Below are 26,700 nucleotides of genomic sequence, written 5' to 3'. Positions count from 1 at the left end.
GGGGGGGGGTCTTTAACCGTCACTTTTGCCACTAAGGCAGGGCTTATTATTTATCGTATGACAGAGCGTCAAGGGTTTCTAATAAATGTTTAAGGGAGTTCTGTATGCAAAGAGCGGAAGTTTTCCGTGATTGAGCTTACAGTTGCATAGCGATAATAACAAAGCTGCACGTTATAAACGCGCAGCTTTTCAGATTATTACGGTGAATTATTTATCTAGTTGTTAACTATTGAGTCACGTAATCTAAGATACCCATAGCTGCTTTTTGACCTTGGTCAATGGCAGTAACGACTAAGTCAGATCCAAGAACCATATCACCACCGGCGAAGACATTCTGCTTACTTGTTTGCAGGGCAAAGTCAGAGCTATCCACAGCAACAACACGACCACGAGAGTCTAACTCTACGCCAGCATCGACCATCCATTGAGGTGGGCTTGGTAAAAAGCCAAAAGCAATAACAACGGCATCAGCTTCCATAATAAACTCACTGTCGGCTATAGGCTCTGGGTTGCGTCTACCGTTAGCATCTGGTGAGCCGAGTTGAGTTTTAACAAACTTAACACCAATAGCAACACCTTGTTCGTTCACGGCAATGTCGAGCGGCTGAAGGTTAAACTCGAAATTAACACCTTCTTCTTTGGCATTTTGAACTTCGCGAGGAGAACCAGGCATATTGGCTTCATCACGACGATATGCACACGTCACGCTTGTTGCATCTTGCCTAATGGAAGTACGTACACAATCCATGGCAGTATCACCACCACCCAGTACAATAACCTTTTTATCTTTGAAATTTACATAAGGCTTAACTTGAGCATTGTCCGCTTTAGTAAATCCCATTAAATTCTGAGTATTACCAATCAAAAAATCTAATGCGTTATAAACGCCCTGAGCTCCTTCATTGTCAAAGCCGCCACTCATATCGGTATAAGTACCTAAGCCTAAGAAAACAGCATCATATTCATCACTGATATCTTTAAAACTAATATCAGTGCCAACATTAATATTTAAGCGAAACTCTATACCCATGCCTTCTAAAATTTCACGGCGCGTTTGAATAACACTTTTTTCTAGTTTGAACGATGGAATACCAAAAGTAAGTAAACCACCAATTTGTGCGTGTCTGTCATAAACCACAACATCAACACCATTACGAGTTAATACGTCAGCACAGCCAATTCCTGCGGGACCTGCACCAATAACGGCTACACGTTTACCTGTTTTTACTACGTGAGATAAATTGGGCTTCCAACCCTGTGCAATGGCAGTATCAGTAATATGTTTTTCGATATTACCTATGGTTACCGCACCAAACTCATCATTTAAGGTACAAGCCGATTCACAAAGCCTATCTTGTGGGCAAACTCGACCACACATCTCTGGCAAGCTGTTGGTTTCATGACATAAATCAGCTGCTTCAAAGATACGATTTTCAGTGACTAGTTCAAGCCATTGTGGAATGTAATTATGCACGGGGCATTTCCATTCACAATATGGGTTACCGCAGTCCAGACAGCGGTCAGCTTGACCCGCACTTTGTTCATTACCCATCGGTTGGTAAATTTCAACGAAGTTAATTTTACGTTCACTAATCGACTTCTTTGCTGGGTCTATTCGTTTTACATCAATAAATTGATAAACATTTTTGCTCATTATTTAAATCCTCAATTCTTACCAATTATTGTGCTTGGACACGAAGTTCAGCACTTGAACGACTACGGTGACCTAATAAGGTCTTTACATCGGTAGCTGTCGGTTTAATCAGTTTAAATAAGGGTGCATATCGATCAAAGTCATGAAGCATTTCATGAGCGCGCAAGCTACCCGTTTCTTCAAAATGTTGATTGATGATGCCACGTAAATGTTCTTGGTGAATGGTTAAATCTTCAATAGCCAACATTTCAATAGATTCTTTGTTCAGACGAACATCTAAGTCACCTGTTTCATCTAATATGTATGCGAAACCGCCGGTCATTCCTGCACCAAAGTTAACACCTGTATCTCCTAGTATAGTAACTATACCGCCAGTCATATATTCACAGGCATGATCACCAGTGCCTTCGACAACTGCATGACAACCTGAATTTCGTACAGCAAAACGTTCACCAGCACGACCTGAAGAGAATAACACCCCGCCAGTAGCACCATATAGACAAGTATTGCCCATAATCATCGTTTTATGGCTAGCGTATTCAACACCAACAGGGGGCTTGATCGTGAGTTTACCTCCCGCCATACCTTTACCGACATAATCGTTGGCATCACCGGTTAAAATCATGTTCAAACCACCAGCATTCCAAACACCAAAACTTTGTCCTGCAGTACCTGATAGATGTATTGTAATCGGAGAAGACGCCATTCCTTGATCGCCATGATGACGAGCAATTTCACCGGATAAGGTTGCTCCAACAGAGCGGTCAGTATTTTGAATAGTAAAACGATATTCACCGCCTTTACTATGAGACACCGAATCACTGGTGGCAGCTAAAATTTTCTGATTTAACTGACCTTTATCAAATGCAGTGTTTTCTTCTGTCTGATGAAGTGCCGTATTTTCACCGGCAACAACAGGTGCGATTATCGGTGATAAATCTAATTTACTTTGTTTAGACGTAAGTCCATCAATCTGTATTAATAAGTCAGTTCTGCCTATGATCTCAGTTAAACTTTTTACACCAAGACCGGCAAGAATTTCACGTACTTCACGGGCAATAAATTTAAAATAATTCATTACTTGATCAGGTAAGCCTTTAAAGAACTGCTCGCGTAAAACCTCATCTTGCGTTGCAACGCCAGTAGCACAGTTATTTAGGTGACATATACGGAGAAATTTACAGCCTAGTGCTACCATAGGTGCAGTACCAAAGCCGAAGCTTTCAGCGCCTAAAATAGCCGCTTTAACAATATCAACACCGGTTTTTAAACCACCGTCAACTTGTAGACGCACTTTATGGCGCAAACCATTGGTTACCAATGACTGATGAGCTTCTGCTAAACCTAGTTCCCAAGGACAACCTGCATATTTTACTGAACTAAGTGGGCTGGCGGCAGTACCACCGTCGTAACCTGAGATGGTAATAAAATCGGCATACGCTTTAGCAACACCCGACGCAATGGTACCAACGCCTGGTCCAGAGACCAATTTCACTGATATAACCGCTTTTGGATTCACTTGTTTTAAGTCAAAAATAAGCTGAGCTAAATCTTCAATAGAATAAATGTCATGATGCGGTGGCGGAGAAATTAAGGTAACACCAGGTACTGAGTAACGTAATTTAGCAATTAATGGCGATACTTTATCACCAGGCAACTGCCCACCTTCACCAGGTTTTGCCCCTTGCGCTACTTTAATTTGTAAGACATCTGCATTGACTAAGTAGTGTGGGGTTACGCCAAAGCGCCCTGAGGCAATTTGTTTAATACGAGAATTTTTAACGGTACCAAAACGACGCTCATCTTCACCACCTTCACCAGAATTTGAAAAACCACCTAAACGGTTCATGGCAATAGCCAGTGCTTCATGTGCTTCAGGGCTAAGCGCACCAATTGACATGGCGGCGCTATCGAAACGTTTGAACATTTCTCCTTCAGACTCTACTTGGTCAAGTTCAATCGGCTCGCAGTCATCCCTAAGTTTTAATAAATCTCGCAGGGTGGCTACTGGGCGCTGATTAACTTCATCGGCGAAAGTACGATAATCATTATAATCACCGTTTTGCACTGCACGTTGTAAATAATTAACCACATTAGGATTAAAGGCATGGTACTCACCACCATGAACGTACTTTAATAAACCGCCATGATTAACTTTTTGATGAGGTAAAAATGCTTTGCGTGCAAGGTTAGCTGCATCTTGTTGAATATCACTGAAATCAGCTCCTTTAATGCGACTTGGTAAGTCACTAAAACAAAGCTCCATAATATCTTCATTTAAGCCGATAACTTCAAATAATCCGGCACAGCGGTAACTGGCAATGGTTGAAATACCCATTTTAGAGAGTATTTTCAATAGCCCTTTATTGATACCTTCTCGATAATTAACGATGGCATCACGGGCTGATAAATCTATTTGCTTTTGTTCAACTAATTGCTCAATCGTTTCAAACGCTAAATAAGGATATATAGCGGTAGCACCTAAGCCAAGTAATACCGCATACTGATGCGAGTCACGCACTGAACCCGTTTCTACAATAATATTAGAGTCGCAACGTAACTGTTGATCAACTAAACGTTTCTGTACCGCGCCGACAGCCATTGCCGCAGGAATAACGAGTAAACCTGGTTGGATATTTCTATCTGATAACACCAAAATAACAGTGCTGCTATCGCGAACAAGTGTTTCTGCTTCATTACACAAGCGTCTAATAGCGGCTTCTAAACCTTCTTTTGCATCAAAACTTAGCGTTAATGTATCTGAGCGATAATGCTCAGGATCTAAATCTCGTAATTGTTTCAAGCCGGTATACATAAGCACTGGCGTTGAAAACAACATGCGATCGGCATGACCCGACGTTTCGTTAAATACATTATGTTCACGACCAATGCAGGTACCTAGTGACATCACATAACGTTCACGTAAAGGGTCTATTGGCGGGTTTGTTACTTGCGCGAATTGCTGACGGAAATAGTCATATAAAGTACGCGTTTGACTCGATAATACTGCCATAGGAGTATCATCACCCATAGAACCCGTCGCTTCTTGGCCATTTTCGGCTAATGTTCGAATGACTTGCTGAATTTCTTCATAGCTGTAATTGAACATTTTGTGGTACTGATTCATCTCTGCATCAGTAAATACACGTTGACCAATCAAGTTAGCTTCAAGTTGATCAAAGGGGACTAGTCGGCGAATATTTTTAGTTAACCACTCTCTATAAGGGTGACGTTCCTTTAAATTATTATCAATATCGGCTGAATGAGATATTTTACCTGTGTAGGTATCAATGGCGAGCATTTCACCAGGGCCAACACGGCCTTTTTCCACCACTTCATCTTCACCGTAATCCCAAATACCTACTTCTGAAGCGAGGGTAATAAAACCATTACGAGTAATAACATAACGAGCAGGGCGTAAACCGTTTCTATCAAGGTTACAGGCAACATGGCGGCCGTTAGTCATTACTACGCCAGCGGGGCCATCCCATGGTTCCATGTGCATAGAGTTGAATTCATAGAAGGCACGTAAATCATCATCCATTAACGGACTGTTTTGCCATGCAGGCGGCATCAATAAGCGCATTGCACGGTATAAATCCATACCACCAGCTAAAAAGAGTTCAAGCATGTTATCTAAAGATGATGAATCGGAGCCTGTCTGGCCAACAAAAGGAGCAGCATCTTGTAAGTCAGGCAATAATGGTGATTTAAAGCGGTGAGTTCTCGCCCGACTCCATTGACGGTTACCGTTAATGGTGTTGATTTCACCATTGTGCGCTAGATAGCGGAAAGGTTGTGCTAAATGCCATTGTGGCGAGGTATTGGTTGAAAAGCGCTGATGGAATACACAGATAGCACTTTGCATGCGAATATCAGCTAAATCTAAATAAAAATTAGGTAAATCTACAGGCATCATTAGCCCTTTGTAGATTGTTACTAGACAAGACAAACTGGCAACATAAAATTTTTCGTCGGTAATACGCTTTTCAGCGCGACGACGCGCCATATATAAACGTCGCTCTAACTCTAGGTTTCTCCATCCTGGAGGAGCATCAACAAAGACTTGTTCTATCGTTGGTAAATTGCCTATCGCAATTTCACCTAATACCGATGTGTCGATAGGTACAGTGCGCCAGCCTATTAATGTTAAGCATTCATTTGCTAACTCTTCTTCTAATACTTTTTTAGAAAGTGCAGCTTCAACGGGATCAGGGCTTAGGAAAATCATGCCGACAGCATATTTTTTACCTAGCTTCCATTTATTGTCGGCGGCTACGGCGCGAAAAAAACTGTCTGGTTTTTGCAATAATAGGCCACAACCGTCACCTGTTTTACCATCGCTGGCGATACCACCACGATGTTGCATACGATCTAAAGCGGAAATAGCGGTCTTAATTAGTTTGTGACTGGTTTCACCCTGTTGATGGGCAATTAGACCAAAACCACAGTTGTCCTTTTGGACGCTATGATCATAAAGTTGCATATTTTTCTCCTAATAATAAACCAACTTACTTACAGGACAGGTAAAAAGAATAAAGGCATGGAAAAAATGCATAAATACACCTCTTTTTAAGTAAGTGGAACTATCAACACTACCCAGTTCTTTGGTAAAGGTCAATTTAAATAGAGCTTTTGCTCGTCAGTCATCTTGACGGCTGTACTGAGTATTAATTGAATAATGAAAAGTGCTTATATCAACAGATTGTTTTTGCTGTGATTGTTATTTTTGATAAGTGCTTATATCTTTATCGTGCAAAAAATAATGAAATAAACATCGTTTATAGGCGTGTGATATAGCAAAAGGAGATTCTGTCTAAGTGACTTCTGAAGTTGATGTTCTGCTAACAGTTAAATAAGTGACACAAAAAAGCCAATAGTGATTTCACTATTGGCTTTAAGTTTTATAATAGAGCTTAGTTATCGCTATGGCTGATAGCCATCCTTGATACCCTTGGTCGTTACACTAACAGCGTCATGGGCATGAAGAGACTCTAAATGATTTATCCGTAACCAGAAGTCATCAAATTGATCTGTTTGATTCAGACTATGCTGTAAACGACGAGCAGCATCTTCACAAAACATTAAGTTTTGACCATTTAGGCGAGCAAACTCTTGCTCATCTTCGCGTTTGACTGCAGCTTGTACCGGTGTTTTTAGAGAGTTTTCAACCAGGTCAACTATCTCGGTAATAGGAAAGTCATTAATACTAGAATTTAGTTTTACTTTTACTTCGGCAACAGAACGTTGAGAATGAGGAGTTGCTACGATTCCTTCTGTTGTGCCTAACCAATCATGAACATCAGTTAATGCCAGTTCGCTTTGTTGAGCAAACTTATCTTGAAAAGCTTTTTGTATCAACTGCCTTGCAAGGGCCGCAGAGCATGGACAAGTTGAAGAATAAGGTACATCAATAGTTAGCTCGATAGTGAGTTTACCTTGATTTAGGTTTCCTGTTAGCGTTACCGGGTAAGCTTTCCAACCTTCTTTACCACTGATTAATGATTTTCTACGTAAATGATAATCAAAGCAAAATTGTACTTTAGCTTGGTCACTTAATTCTTGGTGACTACTAATAAATCCATCAAGCAAACTCACTAAACTTTGATAGTTAAGTATATTACTTGTAGATAATTCATCGATAAGTAGATAAAGACGCGACATATGTATGCCTTTAGCTTGTGCATCTTTTAAGTTCACAAAGGCATCAATATGAGCAGAGACCATACGCTCACTTTCACCTTTTGAGGCAACCATAATAGGCATTTCAATGTTACTCATGCCGACCCAGTCAAGTGTACCTTCGGTTTGAGCTGTTGTATGGTTGGCGATATCTGGCATTGATGTCGTCATTTCGACTCCACTTTAAACGATAGTTACTAACTAATCTTCGAGTTCTTCTTGAGATAAGGACGAAGAGTAGATCTAAGGGCGCACATTCTAGCTTATTTTTTAATGGTAATCATTACTGTTGTTGCACAAGAGATAAAAAATATAGCTATATGATATGTTTTTTCATAAGTTTCAATATGTTTGTCTGATTTTTATTACTGCGGTAATATAGAAGCATCCTATATTCCTTACAGAAAAAGGCGTGTTTGTGGAAACTAAACAATCGAATCCTGATTTAGATCTGGAGTTACTTCAAGGTTATTTAGACAGTTTAGGTAAAGTCATTGTTGAGCAGATGTTTGCTTTATATTGCCAGCAAGTTGAGATTTACCTTAACGATATTGAAAATGCACAACTCAATGATTCACTTTCTGGCTGGCAAAATCATTGCCATAAAATGAAAGGCGCTGCAGCAAGTGTTGGTATGTACCAATTACATGGACAATTGAAGTTAATAGAAAAAGCTGAGGTGTCAAAAGAGAAAAAATCGGTATTGTTAAAAGAGTTGAGGTTATTGAATGATCAAGCAGTATTTGCTTTTAAAAACTGGTTGGAAACTATCTAAGCTGTAATTACATTTTTATTTGATTCAACTAATAAAGCAGCCCAAGAGAGGGCTGCTAATATATTATAACTTAATCTAGTATACCGACAAAACGATAACCTTCACCATGAATGGTATTAATAAGCTCTGGAGTTTCTTGGTTCAATTCAAAGTGCTTACGAAGGCGCCTTATGGTGACATCGACGGTACGATCATTAGAACGTAAATCTCTACCTGTCATCTCTTTAATTAATTCTTGGCGTGAAATTATTTTACCTGCATTTTTTATAAGTAAACTTAATGCACGAAATTCACCGCGAGGAATAGCAATGACTTCACCTTCTGGGCTGGTCATTTGACGAGAATTACCATCTAAAGTCCATTGATTGAAGCTTACTATGCTTTGTTCGGCTTCAGTACTCGTTTGACCTATGCGACTTAAAATATTTCGAGCTCTGATAGTCAACTCGCGTGGATTAAAAGGTTTGGTCAAATAATCATCTGCGCCAATCTCTAAACCAAGGATTTTATCAATATCGCTATCTCTACCTGTAAGGAAAATTAACCCTAAGTCTTTATTTGCTGTTAATTCACGTGCTAATAGCAAGCCATTTTTGCCAGGTAAATTAATATCCATAATGACGAGGTTGATGGTATGAAGTCTGAGCTGCTCAGCCATGCTATTACCATCAACAGCTTCGAAAACAACGTAACCTTCTGCTTCAAATAAGTTGCGTAAGTTAAAGCGGGTGACGTCTTCATCTTCGACAACTAAGATTTGATAAGTCTGCATGTTGGAATTTACCTAATATTTAAATGGTGATTGAAATTATTATTATAATGAGTGAACTATTTGTAATATGTTTACATTTATTTAACTATATTAGTCACGTGAAATTGAAAAAACAATTTTTAAGACCATTATTTCATTAAGTTGCTGCTAATTCTACCGGAAAAGTGATATCAAAACACACACCATGCTCTGGTTCATTATCAAGAACTATATGACCATCTAGCGCTTGAGTAACTAAATTGTAAACTAAATGCATACCTAAACCACTACCACCACTGCCGCGTTTGGTGGTTGTAAAGGGATCAAAAATTTTTGCCTTCACCGAATCATCAATACCAAGACCATCGTCACTATAATTAATATGCAATTGATCACTAAGGTTCATAACGTTTATCGTTATCGTACCTTGTTCAAGTCCTTCAAAGGCATGATAAATTGAATTTAGGATCAGATTTATTAATATCTGATTGATGGGTCCTGGTTTACTCTTTATGTTGAGATCTTCTGGACAGATTACTGAGACAGTTACATTAGTAGACATCAGTTTAGCTGAAAGTGTTAGCAATACTTCATCGAGTAAATCATGAACATTGAAAGTAGAACTCTCAGCACTAGATTGGTCAACAGCAACCTTTTTAAAGCTCGATATTAATTTTGCTGCGCGTTCTAAATTGCGAAATATTATCGAGACATTTTCAACACCATCAGTTAAGAATTTCTTTAATTGGCTAGATTTTAAGGTTTTATCTTCAAAAGAAGCTTTAATTTCGTTTAGCTTATCTGCTAACAAACTTGAAGCAGTAACACCTAAACCAATAGGGGTATTTACTTCATGTGCGATGCCGGCAACCATGTCACCGAGTGAAGCCATCTTTTCAGTCTCAACCAATTGCCCTTGAAATTCATGTAGTTTTTCTAAGGTTGATAATAACTCTTGATTTGATTCTTTTAATGCATCTGTTCTCGCACTAAGCCTATTCTCTAATGCTTGATTTTGAGATAAAGCATGCTGATGCTCATCAATTATTCTAGTGATATGCTTATCAGTGCGAAGTAATAATACATTGATGTTTTTAGCCAGAATATCAAGCTCTTTGTAAGGCTGGTTAGCTAATTTAAGGGTGAAATTTTTACTTTGTGATATTTGTCCAACATCTTCGATTAACTTGACTATGGGGTGATTGGTTTTATTAAATAACCATTGCGAAACACCAAACGCAATTATAAGAAAAAAGAGAAGAAAGCTAACCATAATATAGGTTAATTTTTTGATGAAACTTTGCTTTTCAAGCAGGCTAGATTGGATAAATAAGTAGCCCAAGGTATGCTGACCTTGGCTGACTTTTACAATAAGTTCTAGATGATTTTCTTCAAACTGGATAGTACTTAATTGTGATATATGGGCTATTTTGTCGCTAATAGCTGGAAAGTTATGATTTTTATTATAGCTACTGAAATACTCTATGCTGCTATCTTCATTCAAGCGATACACATGTATACGATTAATGAGAGGAGTTGAGATTAATTTTTTAAGTTCGCTGCTCAGTGCTGTTTGACTATTATCATTATCACTTTCTAGAAATTGACGACTATTTTTTGCGAGGATATTTGCCCATGCTCGAGTTTCACTAGCGATAGTCTTATTCTCATGTTCATCGACCATATTAATAATGCTCATCGAAACAGCGATGATTATTAATAGGGTTAACCCCATTATACTTTTAACTAAGCGACTGTGCAGTGATATGGTGTTGGTTAAGTGTGGCATGGTACCCAATAAATTATATTTTGTATCTTTATGATAGCTGAGCTCGGTAAATAGTAAACCCTTTGTCTTTTGTTATCACGCGAGTATTACCAATGTGTGTTTCCATGATCGGTTGATAACGTAAAAAACTGTTGGCTACTATCGTAATGTTACCTTGTTTGTTAAGTTTTTTATTTATTCCGGCTAAAAAGTCTTCACTGGCTTGGTAGTGCGTTTTAACACCTTGATGAAATGGAGGGTTTGAAACAACGTGTTGATAGTGTTCGTTAACATCCGATAAGCTATTTGATGGGAATACATTACCCGATAGACCGTTTAAAGCTAAACTCTCTTGTGCTGAGGTTAATGCCAAAGCGCTAACATCTAATAGAGATAAGTTTGTACCGCTAAATTTCTTGCCAATAAAGCAACTGATTACTCCTGCACCACAACCAAAATCGAGTACTTTTCCTGTCATTTTACTCGGTAAATTACTTAGTAATAATGCGGTACCAACATCAAGCTTTTGCTGACTAAAAACACCCGGTAAAGAAGCTATTGTTAGCTCAATACCTTCTACAGTAATTTGGTATTTTTTGAACCAATCTTGCAGGTTGAAAACATCTGATAACCTTTCTGGCTGAAATAGACCAACAAAAAGCAGACAATGGCGTGCAGCATCGACTTTTTGACAACAAGAAAATATATGTTGAGTTAATTTAGCTGCAGACTGTATACCGCCTTTTTTCTCGCCAACCAGTATTATTTTTGTTTCATCATTTATGCAATGAGTAATCATAGCAAGCGTGAAGTTGAGTTCAGCTTTACTTTTAGGAAACGCTATTATCACAAGATCATGACAGCTTGTTGTTTGATATGTGCTGGCAAAAGTTGCCTTAACATTTTTAGTCTTTGTTGGACTGCAATGCTTTTTGGTAATTGCCTGATAATCAATGAAATTTGTATTAAAGCAATGGATAGTGTCTGGTTTATGAATCTCTGTATAAGCCTCAATGAAACCATCTTCAGGTAAGTTAATAAATAAAGGAACTTTAGCTACAAGTAATTCACTATTACGTAACAATATTTGGCTAGGGTTTGACAATGACATAGGGCAAGACACAGGGCAATAAATAGAGAAAGAACAATGGTTATATTCTACGGTAAATAAGTATAAGGGAATAGGGTTATTTGCCGTAAGTTAATTGTGTCGAGATAAAAAAAATGCTTAAATAGTAAGTGTCCCTAATTCCAATTTATTGGTTGAGTAACTAACCAGTAAATTTTAATAGGGCCAGAAGAGGAGCGTTAACCAGGTAATTACTATTGTTTTGTATTGTCTTGAACAATTCAAAAACAGATATCAAAATCTGTAGATGGTAATGAGGGGGATTAACGCCGAGATAAATGGCTATTTGATAAGCTGTTTATCGGTTGTGTACTTTATATATTTTATAAAGTAGTGGGCTGAATCCCAACAACTGTCACTTTGAAAAACAACCCTATGGGTTGTTTAAGTGGGGAGCTTCTGGTCTTTGCATATTAGCCCAAATATCGGCTCAGCTGATATTATGCTCTTCTCTGTCAATGCCCAGTCCTCCGCACAATGTATTTAGTTTTATTCATTAAGTGTGCCTTAAGCATACCTTTGATAACACGAATACTCATAATCTTTCTATAGACTTTTTATCAGATAAGCGGAGTAATAAATGAACTGGCAAGATGTATTAGCACAGTTAGAATCAGGTAGTTTACGAGCGGCAAACCAAGATGATGCCGGTAACTGGCATGCCAACATTGAAGTGAAACAAGGTATTTTAGCTGCTTTTAAAGCGGGTAAAAACATTGCTTTTGATGATAATTACCAAGGTTTTGTTGATAAACACAACTTACCAGCTCGTCAGTTTACACCTGAAGATGGTGTTCGTTTAGTACCAGGAGGTTCATCAGTACGCGCAGGTGCTTACGTTGCCGAAGGCGTTATCATCATGCCACCAGCTTATATCAATGTTGGCGCTTTTGTTGATAGTGGCACTATGGTTGATAGCCATGCTTTGATTGGTTCATGTGCACAAGTTGGTAAAAATGTACATATTTCAGCAGCAGTTCAAATTGGTGGCGTATTAGAGCCAATAGGCGCTAGCCCGGTAATCATTGAAGATGGTGCTTTTTTAAGTGCTGGTGTCGTTGTCGTTGAAGGCATTGTTGTTAAAAAAGGTGCGGTATTAGCACCAGGCGTATCTCTATCAAAATCAGTACCTGTTTATGATTGTGTTAATCAAGTTATGCGAGAAAAAGGTGCTGAAATTCCAGAACGTGCAGTTGTTGTACCTGGTACCCGTCCTGTTAAAGGTGAATGGGCTCAAGAGCAAGGTCTAAGTATGGCCTGTGCGCTTATCGTTAAATATCGCGATGAACAAAGCGATGCTTCTTTAGAATTAGAATCAATTCTAAGATAATACTTAGGGGATCATAACCTCGTTGCCGTAGCACTCAACTTATTCGTCAAAAGTACTCATTGATAGTCATCAACTCCGTGCTTTACCCTTTAATTTGAGCGTTACCGCTTAGCGTTTATTTACCCCTGATATAACTATCTACCGTTTTAAAACTTAAAAGAAAACTATAAAGATAATTATGATGACTAAATCCACTTGGTTTGACACCAGCATTGAAAATGCCTTAGTTACACATGAATCACCAGAAGATGAACAAGGCTATTTTGTTTATCAACTTGATGCACTTAAAGCACATTTAGCCGCTTTACAGCAGCAAGATGTCATTAAATTATGGTTTGCCGTTAAAGCGAATCCACTATCCAAAATAATTCAAACATTAGATAGTGAAGGCTTTAACTTTGATGTTGCTAGTAGCGGTGAGTTAGCTCAAGTTTTAGCGCAGGGAATAGACCCTAGTCGGATCTTAAATACTGGACCAGCTAAATCAAAAAAACAACTGACTGCATTTATTAAGCAGGGCGTTAATACTTTTGTGGTTGAGAGTCTAAATCAACTGAACTGGTTAAATGAAGCAGTACTTGAGCAGGAACAATCACTCAAGAGTGTTGAAAAACCGAAAGTACTACTGAGAGTTCAGCTGCAATGGCATGAAGGCGAGAAAAACCCACTGGGTGGAAATAGCTTAACGCCCTTTGGTCTATCAGTGTCTGAATGGCAGAATATTCATGTAGATAGCTATCCAGCGTTGGATCTTTGTGGCTTGCATATTTTCCAATGGGGTAACATGCTCAGTAATGAAAAAATGTTTTCATTATGGTCCCAAATGATAACTCCCTTGACTGATTTAGCTAGTAGCATTGGTATGACACTTGAAGTACTCGATTTAGGTGGTGGTTTAGGTATTGATTATTTAGGCGAGGGACAAGCTTTGTCTTGGTCTCAAGTTATCGAAGACTTGGCCATTATCAAAGCAAAAGCTGGTGTCAAAGAATTATGGCTTGAGTTGGGACGTTTTGCGGTTGCAGAGTATGGCTATTATGTCGTGCCTGTTGTTGATAGAAAAATGAATTACAACCAAGATCAGTTAGTGTTGGCGGCGGGAATAAATCATTTATTGCGTCCTGCTATTACTGATCAACCTTTTCCGGTACAGATACTACGAGAAGGGTTTGTAGCTGAAGACGACTCTATGCAAGCTTTTGATTTGCATGGCCCTTTATGCACCAGTATGGATAAATTAGGGCATTTACAGTTACCTAAAGACACGGCTGTTGGTGAACAACTCGTGTTTGGTTATTGCGGTGCTTATGGCTTTACTGAAAGCATGCCGTTTTTCTTATGTCATGAATTAGCGGCTGAATATGTTTACCAAAATGGTACGCTAACTCAAATCAGAGCAGCTCTGCCTGCTTCATCTTATTTGGCTTAGTTGAGGAGTTTCGATGAATAATTTTACCAAAGAAGTGATGTCCGTTGGCGAAATGGCAAGTGGTGCTAAGCTCACTGTGCCGGTATATGTTTTTGAAACTGAAAATAATTCTGCTCCCAGTGTTTATATTCAGGCTAATATGCATGGTGCTGAAGTACAAGGTAATGCAGTTATCTTTCAGTTACTTGAACTGCTACAGCATTGTAATTTACAAGGCAATATTACCTTAGTACCCTATGCTAACCCAGTAGCCTGTAATCATAAAAATGGTGAATATACTTTAGGTCGTTTTGACCCCATTACCGGGGAAAACTGGAATCGCATGTATCACTTTGATCAAAGTGTTATTGCCCCCTTTGCGCAGCAATACCTTGATGCGAGTGAAGAAGAGATAGCAGATAAATTCCAGCAACTTTTGATTACTGAAATAGATCAACGATTAGAGCACAATATTTGGGGTATCACTACGGGGCAACGTATTGCTTACCAGTTACAACGACTTGCCCATCAAGCCGATATCGTTTTAGACTTACACACAGGACCTATTTCAAGTAAGCACTTATATTGTCCAGAGTATGCAAAAGCGAGCGCGGAGTATTTTGATATTGAGCATACTATCTTTATTCAAAATGGTTTTGATGGCGCCATGGACGAAGCAACATTTTGTCCATGGTGGAGCTTACAAGAAGCTTATCAAGATTTAGGTCGCAACTTTACTATGGGCAAAGGAGCTTTTAAGAAAGAAAGCTTTACCGTTGAACTTGGCTCTCAAGAGCAAATTGACCTAGATGTAGCTAAGCAAGATGCACTTGGTATTTTATCTTATTTGCAATCTCAGGGTGTTATCGATAATAAACAGTATCAGCCACAGGAAATGACTAGATACGCTTGTTATCTGAAAGATTATAAAGCCTTATATTCACCTATGGGTGGAATGGTTGATTACCTTGGGGAATTTGGTAAGCCTTTAGCGGCTGGTGAGCCGTTAGCCCGAATTCTTCGTATGGATAATTACGGTGATGGTGAGGCATTGCATTATGTGTCACTTGAGCAAGACGTTATTCCTATTTTGCACTTCGCTTCTGCGAGTGTTAATCAGGGCACTGAGTTATATAAGGTCTTTTGTAATTACTTTGAGCTTTAAGAGCCATTAAGCAAAATACATATATTACAAAAAAGCAGTTATTGAATATTATCAATAACTGCTTTTTTATTGCGCTTGAAAGGCGACAACATACAGAGCCTCCACTTGTTGCTACTTAAGTAAGCCACTTATTTTTCTCTATTAAGATGGCTATATTTTTAAGCTGAGTTGTAATGCAGCCCCTATAGTGTCACTACCTCCCGTAAAGGCAGCAATATCAACGGCGAAAACATCCCAAGGTGATATACCAATACCCGCAGTATAAATATCATCATCAACATTATTTAAGTCAGTACGATAACCTAAACGAAATTGAATGTGCTCATAGAAACGAAACTCAGCTCCCACGCCAGCATATTTTGATGGCTCAATAGACGCGATTTGTTCACGATCAGTTAAATCAATATCGGTTGCTAAATTGAGCCAACTGTTTTGATAGCTTAAACCAAAGCTAGTACTATTTTCTAAGGTGAAAATTAGGTTTTGCTCAGCATGATGCACGGTTTGCTTGATTAAATTATTTGTGACCAATGCCGCATGCCATTGACGTTCTTCGCCCCAATTTACATATAATCCTAAGTCTATATTAGCGCCACTTTTGTTGGTGATATTCTCATCATTGGTAATCTCGAAATCGTCGTCATCGAAGTCACTAATTTGTACGCGGTTATAATAAAGATCAATACGTTGATATTTTAACTTGGCACCGACACTTAGATCATAGTTAGTGTCTGTAACCACAGGGTAACCAGCCATAAAACCTGCCTCAGCAACGGAGTAACCAATGGCTGAGGTTGTTGATTTTAGATCTTTTAAATCTAGGTCTCCTGATAAAATGGCATCATTTAATATTTCTTCATCGCTTTCGTTATAATCCATTACACCAGCAATACGACTATATTGGTTGGTAAAAAGACCAAAACTCAAAAATTGATTAGGGATGATAATTTGTAAGTTCAAGCCATTACGCACTTTTACAACTTGCCCATCTATTTTTTCAAAGTCAGCAATTATAGTGTCGACTTGCTGATTTAAATCATCGTTGTAGTTTTTCATTTGCTCGGGTGATTGAATAATTTGCAGTGACATACCGTTTATATCGTCGGCCAATGTATCAAGATCGTTACTAATGTCCTCAGCGGTATCAATAACATTATATTTATCAGATGCCATGATGCCTATATTTAAAGAAACAAAGACGTCATTATCATTACGGAATTTAGTCAGTAAGGCGGGGTTGCTCAACGATGAAGTAAAGTCTTGTGTTAGGCCAGTAAAACCTTGTCCTGTTCGCTTTGCGGTAAAGCTTTCACTATAAATTGGAAGTGTTACAAGCATTATGGGCAGTAAAAATAATGCTTGTTTTAGGGGTATAGCACTAGCTTTATTTAATGGGGAGTGGGTCAAAGGTGCCATAAAGATATCCTTGGTTAATGAGACAACATAACTATTCAATCAATAACTACTTGATGCGATGGTAGGAGAGGAGAACTTGCATAAAGTATAGCGCAGCACTGCTGTTTTTTTTGTTGAAGGTGAAAAAAATCTCTTACAGAGGTAGAAGCAATTATTGAGTTTGATTTTTAAGTGTTATACTATAACAAGTATGAACTTTACATTATCTCAACTTCAAATGAATGAACGACAAATTCGCCAGAGTGCTTTAACGCTCTTGCTTTTTTGCGCCACTTTGTTTGTCCATAGTGAGCATTATGCACAAGTTGAATTTGACACCTTTGCAAGCTTTGAACAGCATGACTGTAACTTGTGTCAACAAGGTATCGACACCCCACCAAGCCCTATAAGGCTATATCCGATATCTTCAAGTATCACTAATTTTGACAAAATTCGCATTATCAATCTTAAGCTAACTTCCTCAGCTTACGTATACCCTCCATTAAGAGCGCCGCCAAGCTTTCTGTAGTTTTCTTATTATGTATTTTTATAGTGAAGTGCTTAGTCAAAATAAGTACTTCACTTATATCAATCAGATTAATTAATGGTTCAAATTTTAATGAGGATAAATTTTTAAGAACAAGGCGATTGATTGAGCAATAGCTGGCTATTGGGATTGAAAGCAACAATGTTTTTGGATATTTAGACCATTTAAAAAGATCACTTAGTTAGTCTGATTGGTATTAGTTGTCTGTCTGCGAATATCAATTTGCAGTGCGGTATACACCTCCTAAAATTATCGGAAACCAGTTTATGTCATTCTCTGCGACTCAAAAGAGCACTAATGCTCAAGTAAAATCACCTTTGAAAAAAATAGTTAGTGCTACGGTACTGTCGACACTGGGTACAATGTTATGTTTTGTTCCTAACACCTTCGCTCAGCAGTTATCTGGTGTTGTACTGAACAAACAAGGTCAACCGATTAATAATGCTACTGTAGGGTTAAATGGAGATTCACAGCAAGTACGCACAAACTCTCTGGGACTATTTAATTTTACCGATGTTAAGAAGGGGATTTTTGAACTTCACATTAGTGCTAAAAACTACGGTCATAGCAATCAACACATTACAATGAAAGAAGAAGATATTACTGACTTAAGTGTAGTGTTACCTAGATCGGTAATGGAAGTTATTGATGTACATGCAACACCACTACATACTTCGTCAATCGAGTCAGCATTGCCTATTAATGTGCTCAGTGAAGATGAATTAAAAATGAAACAAGCGGCAACGTTAGGCGAAACCTTAAAAAATGAAGTTGGTGTTCATTCTAGTTATTATGGTCCGGTTGCCAGCACACCGATTATTAGAGGCTTGGATGGCCCTAGAGTTCTTATTACACAAAACGGATTAGACGTTGGCGATGCATCACGCGTCGGGCCTGATCATGTTGTCGCTACAGAAACGAGTACCGCCACTCAAATAGAAGTTTTACGGGGTCCAGCGACACTTTTTTATGGCAGTGGCGCTATTGGTGGTGTGGTTAACGTGGTGGATGGACGTGTGCCAACGAGTAGTGATGATCAAGTCGACTACTTGTTACAATATAACGATGTATCTAATGAGCAGCAGGCCTCTGTTAATATCCAAACGGGTACTGATAACATTGCTTTTCATCTTGATGCCTTTTGGCGTGACTCTAAAGACTATAAACTTGCGGGTGAAGCTGATATCCATAACGAAGACCATGATGAAGGTCATGAAGATGAGCACGAAGAAGAACATGAAGAGCATGGGGAAACTCGTCTAGCCAATAGCTCAAGTACTTCCAGTGGCGCAACACTGGGTTCAAGTTACTTATTTGAAGATGGCTTCATCGGTTTCTCTTATGGTTTTATGGACAGAGAATACGGCATTCCTGGACATAGTCATGGGGAAGAACATGATGATGAGCATGAAGAAGAACACTCAGATCATGATGAAGAAGTCGGTGTTTATGCCAAAATGAAGCAAGATAGATGGCAAGTACTTGGTGAGTATAATTTCGAGCAACAATTTATTAGTAAAATAGCAACAAAATTTGCTTATAGTGATTATCAGCATCAAGAGATTGAGTCAGGTGAAGTGGGCACAACTTTTACCAATAAAAGTACCGAAGCACGCATTGACTTATTCCACGAAAACACCGCAGGATGGCAGGGTGCATGGACAATTCATTATAAATCATCAGACTTTAAAGCACTGGGTGAAGAGGCTTTTTCTCCTCCATCTAAATCGGAAATGTTTGCTGTTGCTTGGTTAGAAGAGAAACACTTCGGTTCGGTATTGTTACAATTAGGTGCAAGGGTCGAGCAGGTAAATATAGATGCTGATGATAGCTTAATTGGCTTTGAAGATTCTCATCAGGATCAACATACAGAGCCATCACACGATGAACATCATCAAACATTAGTCTCATTCGATCAGCAGTCATTTACGCCAATCAGTGCCTCAGTAGGCTTAGTATGGAATTACCAACCAGGTTATAATTTAGGGTTCTCAACAGCATTATCACAACGAGCGGCCTCTGCGGGAGAGTTATTTTCCTTTGGTCCACATATAGGAACTAATACCTTTGAAGTCGGTGCTATGTTTGATGTGCACCAAGAAGGTGATGAAGTACATGTTGAGTTAGCAGAGCAAGCACCGAGTGTTGAAACGTCACTTAATTTTGACTTAACATTCCGAAAATTTAATGGTGATTTTGGCTACGTCATTAGTGCTTTTTATAACCGTGTAGATGATTATTATTATCAGCGAGATACCGGTTTATTTTTTGTTGAGGAACACGGCCATGCCGATGAACATGAAGATGAAGCAGGGCTACCGATTTTAGTGTATCAGCAAGATGATGTTGAGATGTACGGTGCTGAAGCTGAGTTTGTTTATCAGGTTTCATCGTCATTTAAAACAAGCCTAATAGCTGATTACATTCGTGCACGCTTAGTGAATGAAGATGGAAATGATAACTTGCCACGCATCCCGCCGATGCGAGTGGGTGCTATTTTCAATTACCAAGCCGATAAGTTTGATAGTGAGCTAAGCGTGAGCCATTACTTCGAGCAAGATGATGTTGCAGAGTTAGAGACAAACACCGATAGTTATACCATGGTTGATGCAAACTTTAATTATTACATCAATGGTGTTGGTGATGATTTAACCGTGTATGTAAAAGCACAAAACTTAACAGATGAGCACGCTCGTGTTCATTCTTCATTTCTAAAAGAAGTAGCACCATTACCAGGTCGTAATTTCAGCGTTGGCATTCGAGGAAGCTTCTAATACTAATAGATTATGCTGTTGGCTATAATTAGTAATACCAAGCGGAATAATAAATTGGTCTGACTGGTAGTATTAATATTCTTAGCAAAAGTTAGCGTAAAAAAAAGAGGCTATAACAATGTTATAGCCTCTTTTTTTACTTGAACGTTATCGAGTTAATTTATTTAAACTAACTTTATACCTTCTTTAACAATAGCAATTTTTCCATTTTTTAGTAAATTGCCTACCGTTGCTTTAAAGGTTTTTTTACTTACCCCTAAAGTTCTTTGAATTAATTCGGGGGCACTTTTATCATTTAATGGCGTGATACCACCTCTATCAGCAATATGCGCTAATAGCTTTTCAGAAAAATCATTAACTTTATTTTTACTACCACGTGTTAAAAGAAGATCTAAGCGGCCGTCTTCACGTACTTGTTTAATATAGCCAGGAATTTTTTTGCCAACTCTAAGATGCTGAAAAATTTCATTATCATAAAGTAAGCCCCAATGAAGGTCATTAACAATAGCCTTGTAACCCAAATCAGTTTTTCCACCAATAATTAAGTTTACTTTATCGCCTTGTTGGTATTCTGCGGGCCAGATATCAAGAAACTTATCTATCTTACTTGAGGCGGCAATACGATTAGTAAGTTGATCAAGAAAAACTCTAACTAGATAGTACTTACCCACTTCCATTTCAGAGTGCTGCTGAGTGAAAGGTACTAATAAATCTTTAGGTAATCCCCAATCAAGGAAGGCACCAATTTTATTCACCTGTACAACTTTTAAAGAGACAAATTCACCAACTTGGGCTAAAGGTGTAGTCGTTGTAGCTATAAGCCTTTCAGCGGAATCAAGATAAAGGAATACCTTAATTTTTTCACCAACTTGACAAGCTTCTGGCAGGTCGCGTTTAGGTAATAGAATCTCACCTAAGTCTCCACCATCAAGGTATGCGCCTTTGTCCAACATGGCAACAATGTTGAGTAGGTTGAATTTACCAAGTGTTGCTGGTGTTGTATTTTGAGAATCTGTCATGGAAAAAGCCGTGGAGAAATTTTTCTCATTATAACGTATTCAAAAAGTTATACCCACTGATTTCAATTCGATTTTCACTTACTATACCCGTTACCAATCATTATGCATGTTACAGAGTGCTTGAGCTATTTCAATTCAAGGCGCTGTGATGAAATAATGGTTATTCAGGAGAATTGCTCCTGCATTCTCAAATAACACCATCCATGTAGCGTCATAATAAATCACAGCAACGACGAAGTGATGTTGCTCGAGCGCTTATTCGATGGGTTTAAAATCGCTTTATACGGCGTTAAACAATCAAACCATAGAATAACTATGCTTAAATTATCTTCCTTGCCTAAAGTTATTCTAATTCCCACTGAAATACTGCTCTTTGAATGGTGATGGGTATATATGTGGCGATTTTAACAATGTTGATGAGAAACAGCTCAAGAAGTAGTGAAAAAGACTAATAACAAAAAATATAATTGTCGCCAAGGACAAGTTTATAAAAATAAAGATACAAAATTTTACTTGCAAGTCATTGTAATAATTGTATTTTATGTTTTTAGTTGTGTTGTGATACTTTTTTACTCTTTTTTGGCGTGCATCTTGTAATACTGAGTTACATCTTTGTTAATACTTGTAATCAAGAATTGGTTATTCTAGCGCTATTAAAATAAAGATAAGTTTGCGATCAATAAAGCAAATATAAAATATAAAATATAAAACTTTTAGAGAAATAAGGGATTAAAAGTGGCCACTAAAAAACAAATTATTATACCTATCGTCATATTAGCTGCAGGCATTGCTGCAATGGCAATATTTTCTAATATGAAAAAACCACCAGAAGAAAAAGAGAAAGTTGATAAAACTCCTATCGTTGCCGTTCAAAATATATCCGTTGCACCAATGACGCTAGAAGTAAACTCATACGGTATGGTAAAGCCTAAATATGAAACAGAATTGGTTGCTCAGGTTAATGGTGAAATTGTTGAATTGAATGATGTTTTTGTTCGGGGTGGCTTTGTCAAAGAAGGTCAACTATTAGCGCGTATTGATCCGAGTGATTATCAAGCTGCCTTAATTGATGCTCAAGCTAAAATGGCTACGGCTAGAGCTGCATTAGAAACAGAGCTTGCTCAAGGTAAAGTAGCTGAACGTGAGTGGAAACTAATCACAAATACTTCACCAACTGAGTTGAGTTTACGTAAACCACAATTAGCGCAAGAATTAGCTCGAGTTAAAGCAGCACAAGCCTCTGTTTTAAGAGCTGAGCGTAATTTAGAACGCACAGAAATTCGTGCGCCGTATAATGCAATGATTGACAGTCGGAATATTGGTTTGGGTTCATTTGTTGGTGTTGGTAGTAAAATTGGGCATGTATTGGGTACCGCAACTGCAGAAATTCGTTTGCCAGTTGCGGATAATCAATTAGCCTTTTTAGTTAAAACTGAGTCCACTGAACAAGGTGTTAATGCACCAGTTAACCTTATTGGCACTTACGCAGGACAAGATACACAATGGCAAGCAATTATAGCGCGCAGTGAAGGTGTCATTGATAGCAAAAGTCGCATGAGTTACTTAGTGGCTGAAATTAACGATCCTTATTTATTAAATAGTTCAAGCGATAGCAGTGATGTACCGTTACGCTTTGGTAGTTACGTGAATGCTAAAATTATGGGTTATGACATCAGTCAAGCAAGCTTAGTGCCTCGCTATTTAGTGGTAAACGGTAAAGTAGCTCTCTTAGATAACGAGTCAAAATTACATTATGCTGTAATTGACATTGTTCGCCAGCAAGGCAGCGATGTTATTGTTACTAATGGTCTACAAGATGGTGACCAACTTATTGTATCTGCGCTAGATTATCCTGTAGATGGTATGAAATTGGCTGTAGCCTCTGATGTTCTGCAATTGGAAGAAAAAGACATCGAAACTGAGAAAAGTGAAACTCAAATGGCGAATAATATAGAGTCAGGAGAGTAGTGATGAGTTCTAGTGACTTGAAAACAAATGAAAAAAATGACAGTGAAAATTTAAATCGTCCCCATGATGATATCGATACAAATAAAGGCATTATTGCCTGGTTTGCACGTAATACTATCGCTGCCAACCTACTTATGGTTTTTATCTTAATTGGTGGCGGTTTAACGGCACTAACCATTAATAAACAAATGTTTCCCCAGCTAGAGTTTAACTGGATTTCATATGCAGCGCCATATCCTGGGGCCGCACCCCAAGAGGTTGAAGAAGGTATTACCATTAAGATTGAGGAAGCACTTAAATCAGTGCAAGGTCTTAAGCGAGTGATAACATATTCTAATCGAAATTACTCCAACGGCTGGTTTGAAGTTGAACTTGATTATGATCCACAAGTTGTGCTGGAAGAGGTAAAGTCAGCTATTGACGCTATTCCAAGTTTTCCTGAAGGAATGGAGCGAATCAAGGTCGAACGAGAGAAATTTCGTCAAGAGGTGATGTATATTTCGCTCTATGGTGATTTAACTAATGGTGAGTTGAAAGAGCTAGGTCGTAAAATTCATAATGAAATACAGCAACTACCAGGTATCAGTATTTCTGAGCTATATAGTGGCTTAGCTTATGAAATATCAGTTGAAGTAAGTAAAGATAAATTACGTGAATACGGCTTAAGTTTCAGAGATGTTGCTAACGCGGTTCGCAGTTTTTCCCGCAATATGTCAGCGGGACAGATACGTGCTGCCAATGGATATATCAACTTACGTGTGGAAAACCAAGCCTATCGTGGCCATGAATTTGCACAAATTCCTGTTGTTACTTTAGAAGATGGCACCAAAGTCATGTTAGGAGAGGTTGCTACCATCAATGATGGTTTCGAAGAAGGGTTACAGTACTCTAAGTTTAATGGCGAAAATTCAATCACTATTTTTGTCGGTGCCTCAGAGAATCAAAGTATTACTAAGATTGCCGATATTATGAATAACTATGTTGATGAGAAAGCATCGGTTTTACCTCAAGGTGTCAAGCTGGAAACCTGGGTTGATTTAACATATTACCTCAATGGCCGTTTGAATATGATGTTAGACAACATGAAAAGTGGTGCGGTATTAGTCTTTTTGATGTTGGCCCTCTTTTTGCGGGTACGCTTAGCCTTCTGGGTAATGATGGGCTTGCCAGTATGTTTCTTAGGTACTTTATTATTTATGCCGATGGAGTTTATTGGTGTCACCATCAATGTTATTAGCTTATTTGCTTTTATATTGGTATTGGGTATTGTTGTTGATGATGCCATTGTTATGGGGGAAAGTGCTCATGATGAAATAGAAGAGCACGGTCATACCACAGACAATGTTATTCGTGGTGTTAAACGTGTCGCTATGCCAGCAACTTTTGGTGTACTAACTACTATTGCTGTATTTTTACCTTTCCTCTTTGGTGAAGGGCCATCTTCAGCCTTTGGCAAAGCCATTGGCGGGGTGGTAGTTTTATGTCTGATATTCTCACTAATCGAATCCAAACTTATTTTACCGGCGCATTTAGTTAAAATGAAAGTGAAAAAGTTTAACCCGAGAAACCCTCTGGATAGACTTCGTGCCTGGATTGATACTAAGTTAAAAAACTTCATCGAAAATGTTTATCGCCCCGCTTTAATAAAGTTCATTGAATATCGATATGCTGTACTGATGTTTTTTATTAGTTTGATGTTGCTGAGCGCCGGTTTATTTGGTGGTGGTTTAGTGCGTTATGTTGGTCAGCCTAAAATCCCTCATGATTTTCCTCGCATCAATGTGGAAATGAACATAGATGCTTCAGAAAAATCCACTTTAAATACCTTACTAAATATTGAAAGTATTATTCATAAAATAGATCAGGATATTGAAAAGCAGTATGGAAATTCAATGATTGCCGATATGCAAGTTGAGTTACGTAGCAGAACTAATGGCCAAGTGATGGTTAAGCTAGTTATTCCAAAAGAAAGAGCTATCAACACTTTTGAACTTGCCGATTTATGGCGTAAAGCAATTCCTGATTACCCTGGTGTTAAGTCGCTAACCATTAGTGATAATTTCTTTGGCGGTGGTCGTGATGATGGTGATATAGCCTTTAGATTGGAAAGTCAGGATGATGCTCAGCTAATGGCTGCAGCACAAGAGCTGAAGCTTAAACTTAATTCGCTTAAAGGGGTCGGTGATGTTAATGACTCTCGTCAAACCAGTGCTAAAGAAGTGCAGTTCTCATTAAAACCCTTAGCCTATAGCTTAGGTTTAACTCTGGAAGATATTGCTTCGCAAGTTAGTTATAGTTTTTATGGCTTAGAAGCGCAGCGTATTTTACGAGATAGCGAAGAAGTTAAGGTTATGGTGCGTTATCCCCTTGAGCAGCGCAGCAGTGTTGGCCATGTTGATGATGTTATGATCCAGGCGCCTAATGGTGCAGAATTGCCTTTATCTGAGTTAGCTGAAATTAATTTGACCGATGGTGTTACTCGCATTCGTCGTGAAAATGGTAATCGTACTATTAATGTATGGGCATCTGTTGATGCTGAGCAGGTTGAACCTTTTGAAGTCGCTAAAGATGTTCGTGATAATTTTATTCCTGACCTACTTAGAAAGTATCCGTCGGTAAAAAGTGAAGTATCCGGTCGAATTCAGGAAGAAATGGATGGTGCAGCAGAACAAATGCGTGATCTAATGATTTCGATTATGATTATATTTTCGCTTTTGGCTATACCGTTAAAGTCATACTCTCAAGCTCTTATGATCTTAACCGTAATCCCTTTTGGCGTTATTGGTGCGGTATTTGGTCATATGATCTTAGGCTTGGATTTAAGTGTGTTATCCATGTTTGGTATTGCCGCTGCGTCAGGTGTGGTAGTTAATGACTCTTTAGTCATGGTCGACTTTGTTAATAAGGCAAGACAGCGTGGTGAGCGTTTAAAAGATGCAGTAATACATGCTGGAACCAAGCGTTTTCGCGCTATCATGTTAACCTCAATTACTACTTTTATTGGCTTAGTACCTATCATTTTCTTTGAAACCAGTGCCCAGGCACAGATAGTGATTCCTATGGCGGTATCATTATCCTTTGGTGTGTTATTTGCCACAGTGGTTACTTTAGTACTAATACCAAGTTTGTATTTAATTATCGAGGACATAAAAAAGGTATTTTCTCGTAATAAAAATAAAAAACTTGTTGAAGGAGCTGTAACGGCTAAAGAACTAGCTTCAAATTAATCGCTGGGTTAATCGTTAGTGTTAAGCACTAACGTTAGACAATGAAGCTAAAGCTTGAGTAAACTTTAAGTTCGAACAATCAAAAGCAATGTTGCCAAACATTGCTTT

The 26,700-nt window shown here is 38.4% G+C and carries 15 protein-coding genes and 1 riboswitch; of the genes, 7 read left to right on the top strand and 8 right to left on the bottom strand.

Annotation, left to right across the window (positions count from 1 at the left end; translation table 11 throughout):
- Positions 1-226 precede the first annotated feature (226 nt).
- The 3 genes from CPS_RS20170 to folE2 form a co-directional block, all read right to left on the bottom strand.
- Positions 227-1,654 (bottom strand): FAD-dependent oxidoreductase, encoded by a 1,428-nt coding sequence (locus CPS_RS20170; protein ID WP_011045231.1) that lies wholly within the window; start codon positions 1,652-1,654, stop codon positions 227-229.
- A gap of 25 nt (positions 1,655-1,679) precedes the next feature.
- Positions 1,680-6,140: a glutamate synthase large subunit gene (gltB, locus tag CPS_RS20165; protein ID WP_011045230.1), complete on the bottom strand. Its 4,461-nt coding sequence runs from the start codon at positions 6,138-6,140 to the stop codon at positions 1,680-1,682.
- Between the two features lie 440 nt (positions 6,141-6,580).
- The gene (folE2, locus tag CPS_RS20160) at positions 6,581-7,507 is read right to left on the bottom strand and encodes a GTP cyclohydrolase FolE2 (protein WP_011045227.1); all 927 of its coding nucleotides are present in this window, start codon (positions 7,505-7,507) and stop codon (positions 6,581-6,583) included.
- Positions 7,508-7,754: 247 nt separating this feature from the next.
- Here folE2 and CPS_RS20155 point away from each other — a divergent pair, with 247 nt between their 5' ends.
- Positions 7,755-8,111 (top strand): Hpt domain-containing protein, encoded by a 357-nt coding sequence (locus CPS_RS20155; RefSeq protein ID WP_232769267.1) that lies wholly within the window; start codon positions 7,755-7,757, stop codon positions 8,109-8,111.
- Between the two features lie 70 nt (positions 8,112-8,181).
- Here the strand turns inward: CPS_RS20155 and arcA are convergent, their stop codons facing one another.
- The 3 genes from arcA to CPS_RS20140 form a co-directional block, all read right to left on the bottom strand.
- The gene (gene arcA, locus CPS_RS20150) at positions 8,182-8,883 is read right to left on the bottom strand and encodes a two-component system response regulator ArcA (protein ID WP_011045225.1); all 702 of its coding nucleotides are present in this window, start codon (positions 8,881-8,883) and stop codon (positions 8,182-8,184) included.
- Positions 8,884-9,019: 136 nt separating this feature from the next.
- Positions 9,020-10,651 (bottom strand): sensor histidine kinase, encoded by a 1,632-nt coding sequence (locus CPS_RS20145; protein WP_041737150.1) that lies wholly within the window; start codon positions 10,649-10,651, stop codon positions 9,020-9,022.
- Between the two features lie 28 nt (positions 10,652-10,679).
- Positions 10,680-11,741, bottom strand: a complete 1,062-nt coding sequence (locus tag CPS_RS20140; protein ID WP_232769265.1) for a methyltransferase — start codon at positions 11,739-11,741, stop codon at positions 10,680-10,682.
- Between the two features lie 179 nt (positions 11,742-11,920).
- Positions 11,921-12,166, top strand: a riboswitch (Lysine riboswitch).
- Positions 12,167-12,339: 173 nt separating this feature from the next.
- On the opposite strand from CPS_RS20140, the gene CPS_RS20135 reads away from it, so the two are divergent.
- The 3 genes from CPS_RS20135 to CPS_RS20125 all read left to right on the top strand — a co-directional run bounded on the left by CPS_RS20135 (position 12,340) and on the right by CPS_RS20125 (position 15,662).
- On the top strand, positions 12,340-13,089 hold the full coding sequence (locus CPS_RS20135) for a 2,3,4,5-tetrahydropyridine-2,6-dicarboxylate N-succinyltransferase (RefSeq protein WP_011045222.1): 750 nt from the start codon (positions 12,340-12,342) through the stop codon (positions 13,087-13,089).
- A gap of 181 nt (positions 13,090-13,270) precedes the next feature.
- Positions 13,271-14,518 (top strand): PLP-dependent decarboxylase, encoded by a 1,248-nt coding sequence (locus CPS_RS20130; RefSeq protein ID WP_011045221.1) that lies wholly within the window; start codon positions 13,271-13,273, stop codon positions 14,516-14,518.
- A gap of 13 nt (positions 14,519-14,531) precedes the next feature.
- On the top strand, positions 14,532-15,662 hold the full coding sequence (locus CPS_RS20125; protein ID WP_011045220.1) for a succinylglutamate desuccinylase/aspartoacylase family protein: 1,131 nt from the start codon (positions 14,532-14,534) through the stop codon (positions 15,660-15,662).
- A 150-nt stretch (positions 15,663-15,812) separates the two neighbouring features.
- Here the strand turns inward: CPS_RS20125 and traF are convergent, their stop codons facing one another.
- A complete protein-coding gene (gene traF / locus CPS_RS20120) occupies positions 15,813-17,078 on the bottom strand; it encodes a conjugal transfer protein TraF (protein ID WP_011045219.1) in 1,266 nt (421 codons plus the stop codon).
- 792 nt (positions 17,079-17,870) lie between these two features.
- On the opposite strand from traF, the gene CPS_RS20110 reads away from it, so the two are divergent.
- Complete coding sequence (locus CPS_RS20110; protein ID WP_011045217.1) at positions 17,871-20,378, top strand: TonB-dependent receptor; 2,508 nt, start codon at positions 17,871-17,873, stop codon at positions 20,376-20,378.
- 164 nt (positions 20,379-20,542) lie between these two features.
- On the opposite strand, the gene CPS_RS20105 is transcribed toward CPS_RS20110, so the two are convergent.
- Positions 20,543-21,397, bottom strand: a complete 855-nt coding sequence (locus tag CPS_RS20105) for a CvfB family protein (RefSeq protein ID WP_011045216.1) — start codon at positions 21,395-21,397, stop codon at positions 20,543-20,545.
- A gap of 735 nt (positions 21,398-22,132) precedes the next feature.
- On the opposite strand from CPS_RS20105, the gene CPS_RS20100 reads away from it, so the two are divergent.
- Both CPS_RS20100 and CPS_RS20095 read left to right on the top strand, forming a co-directional pair.
- On the top strand, positions 22,133-23,365 hold the full coding sequence (locus CPS_RS20100) for an efflux RND transporter periplasmic adaptor subunit (RefSeq protein ID WP_011045213.1): 1,233 nt from the start codon (positions 22,133-22,135) through the stop codon (positions 23,363-23,365).
- A gap of 2 nt (positions 23,366-23,367) precedes the next feature.
- Entirely contained in the window at positions 23,368-26,592 is a 3,225-nt protein-coding gene (locus CPS_RS20095) for an efflux RND transporter permease subunit (RefSeq protein WP_011045212.1), read from the top strand.
- Positions 26,593-26,700: the final 108 nt, after the last annotated feature.

The sequence above is a fragment of the Colwellia psychrerythraea 34H genome (genome assembly GCF_000012325.1).
GTDB classification, from domain to species: domain Bacteria; phylum Pseudomonadota; class Gammaproteobacteria; order Enterobacterales; family Alteromonadaceae; genus Colwellia; species Colwellia psychrerythraea_A.
Note: the sequence above shows the minus strand (reverse complement) of the source record. Positions and strands in the feature narration are given on the sequence as shown.

Excerpts from the sequence above, each read along its gene's own strand:
- CPS_RS20135 (WP_011045222.1), top strand. The coding sequence starts at position 12,340 with ATGAACTGGCAAGATGTATTAGCACAGTTAGAATCAGGTAGTTTACGA.
- folE2 (WP_011045227.1), bottom strand. The coding sequence starts at position 7,507 with ATGACGACATCAATGCCAGATATCGCCAACCATACAACAGCTCAAACC.
- gltB (WP_011045230.1), bottom strand. The coding sequence starts at position 6,140 with ATGCAACTTTATGATCATAGCGTCCAAAAGGACAACTGTGGTTTTGGT.
- CPS_RS20130 (WP_011045221.1), top strand. The coding sequence starts at position 13,271 with ATGACTAAATCCACTTGGTTTGACACCAGCATTGAAAATGCCTTAGTT.
- CPS_RS20095 (WP_011045212.1), top strand. The coding sequence starts at position 23,368 with ATGAGTTCTAGTGACTTGAAAACAAATGAAAAAAATGACAGTGAAAAT.
- CPS_RS20145 (WP_041737150.1), bottom strand. The coding sequence starts at position 10,651 with ATGCCACACTTAACCAACACCATATCACTGCACAGTCGCTTAGTTAAA.
- traF (WP_011045219.1), bottom strand. The coding sequence starts at position 17,078 with ATGGCACCTTTGACCCACTCCCCATTAAATAAAGCTAGTGCTATACCC.
- arcA (WP_011045225.1), bottom strand. The coding sequence starts at position 8,883 with ATGCAGACTTATCAAATCTTAGTTGTCGAAGATGAAGACGTCACCCGC.
- CPS_RS20110 (WP_011045217.1), top strand. The coding sequence starts at position 17,871 with ATGTCATTCTCTGCGACTCAAAAGAGCACTAATGCTCAAGTAAAATCA.
- CPS_RS20125 (WP_011045220.1), top strand. The coding sequence starts at position 14,532 with ATGAATAATTTTACCAAAGAAGTGATGTCCGTTGGCGAAATGGCAAGT.
- CPS_RS20140 (WP_232769265.1), bottom strand. The coding sequence starts at position 11,741 with ATGTCATTGTCAAACCCTAGCCAAATATTGTTACGTAATAGTGAATTA.
- CPS_RS20105 (WP_011045216.1), bottom strand. The coding sequence starts at position 21,397 with ATGACAGATTCTCAAAATACAACACCAGCAACACTTGGTAAATTCAAC.
- CPS_RS20170 (WP_011045231.1), bottom strand. The coding sequence starts at position 1,654 with ATGAGCAAAAATGTTTATCAATTTATTGATGTAAAACGAATAGACCCA.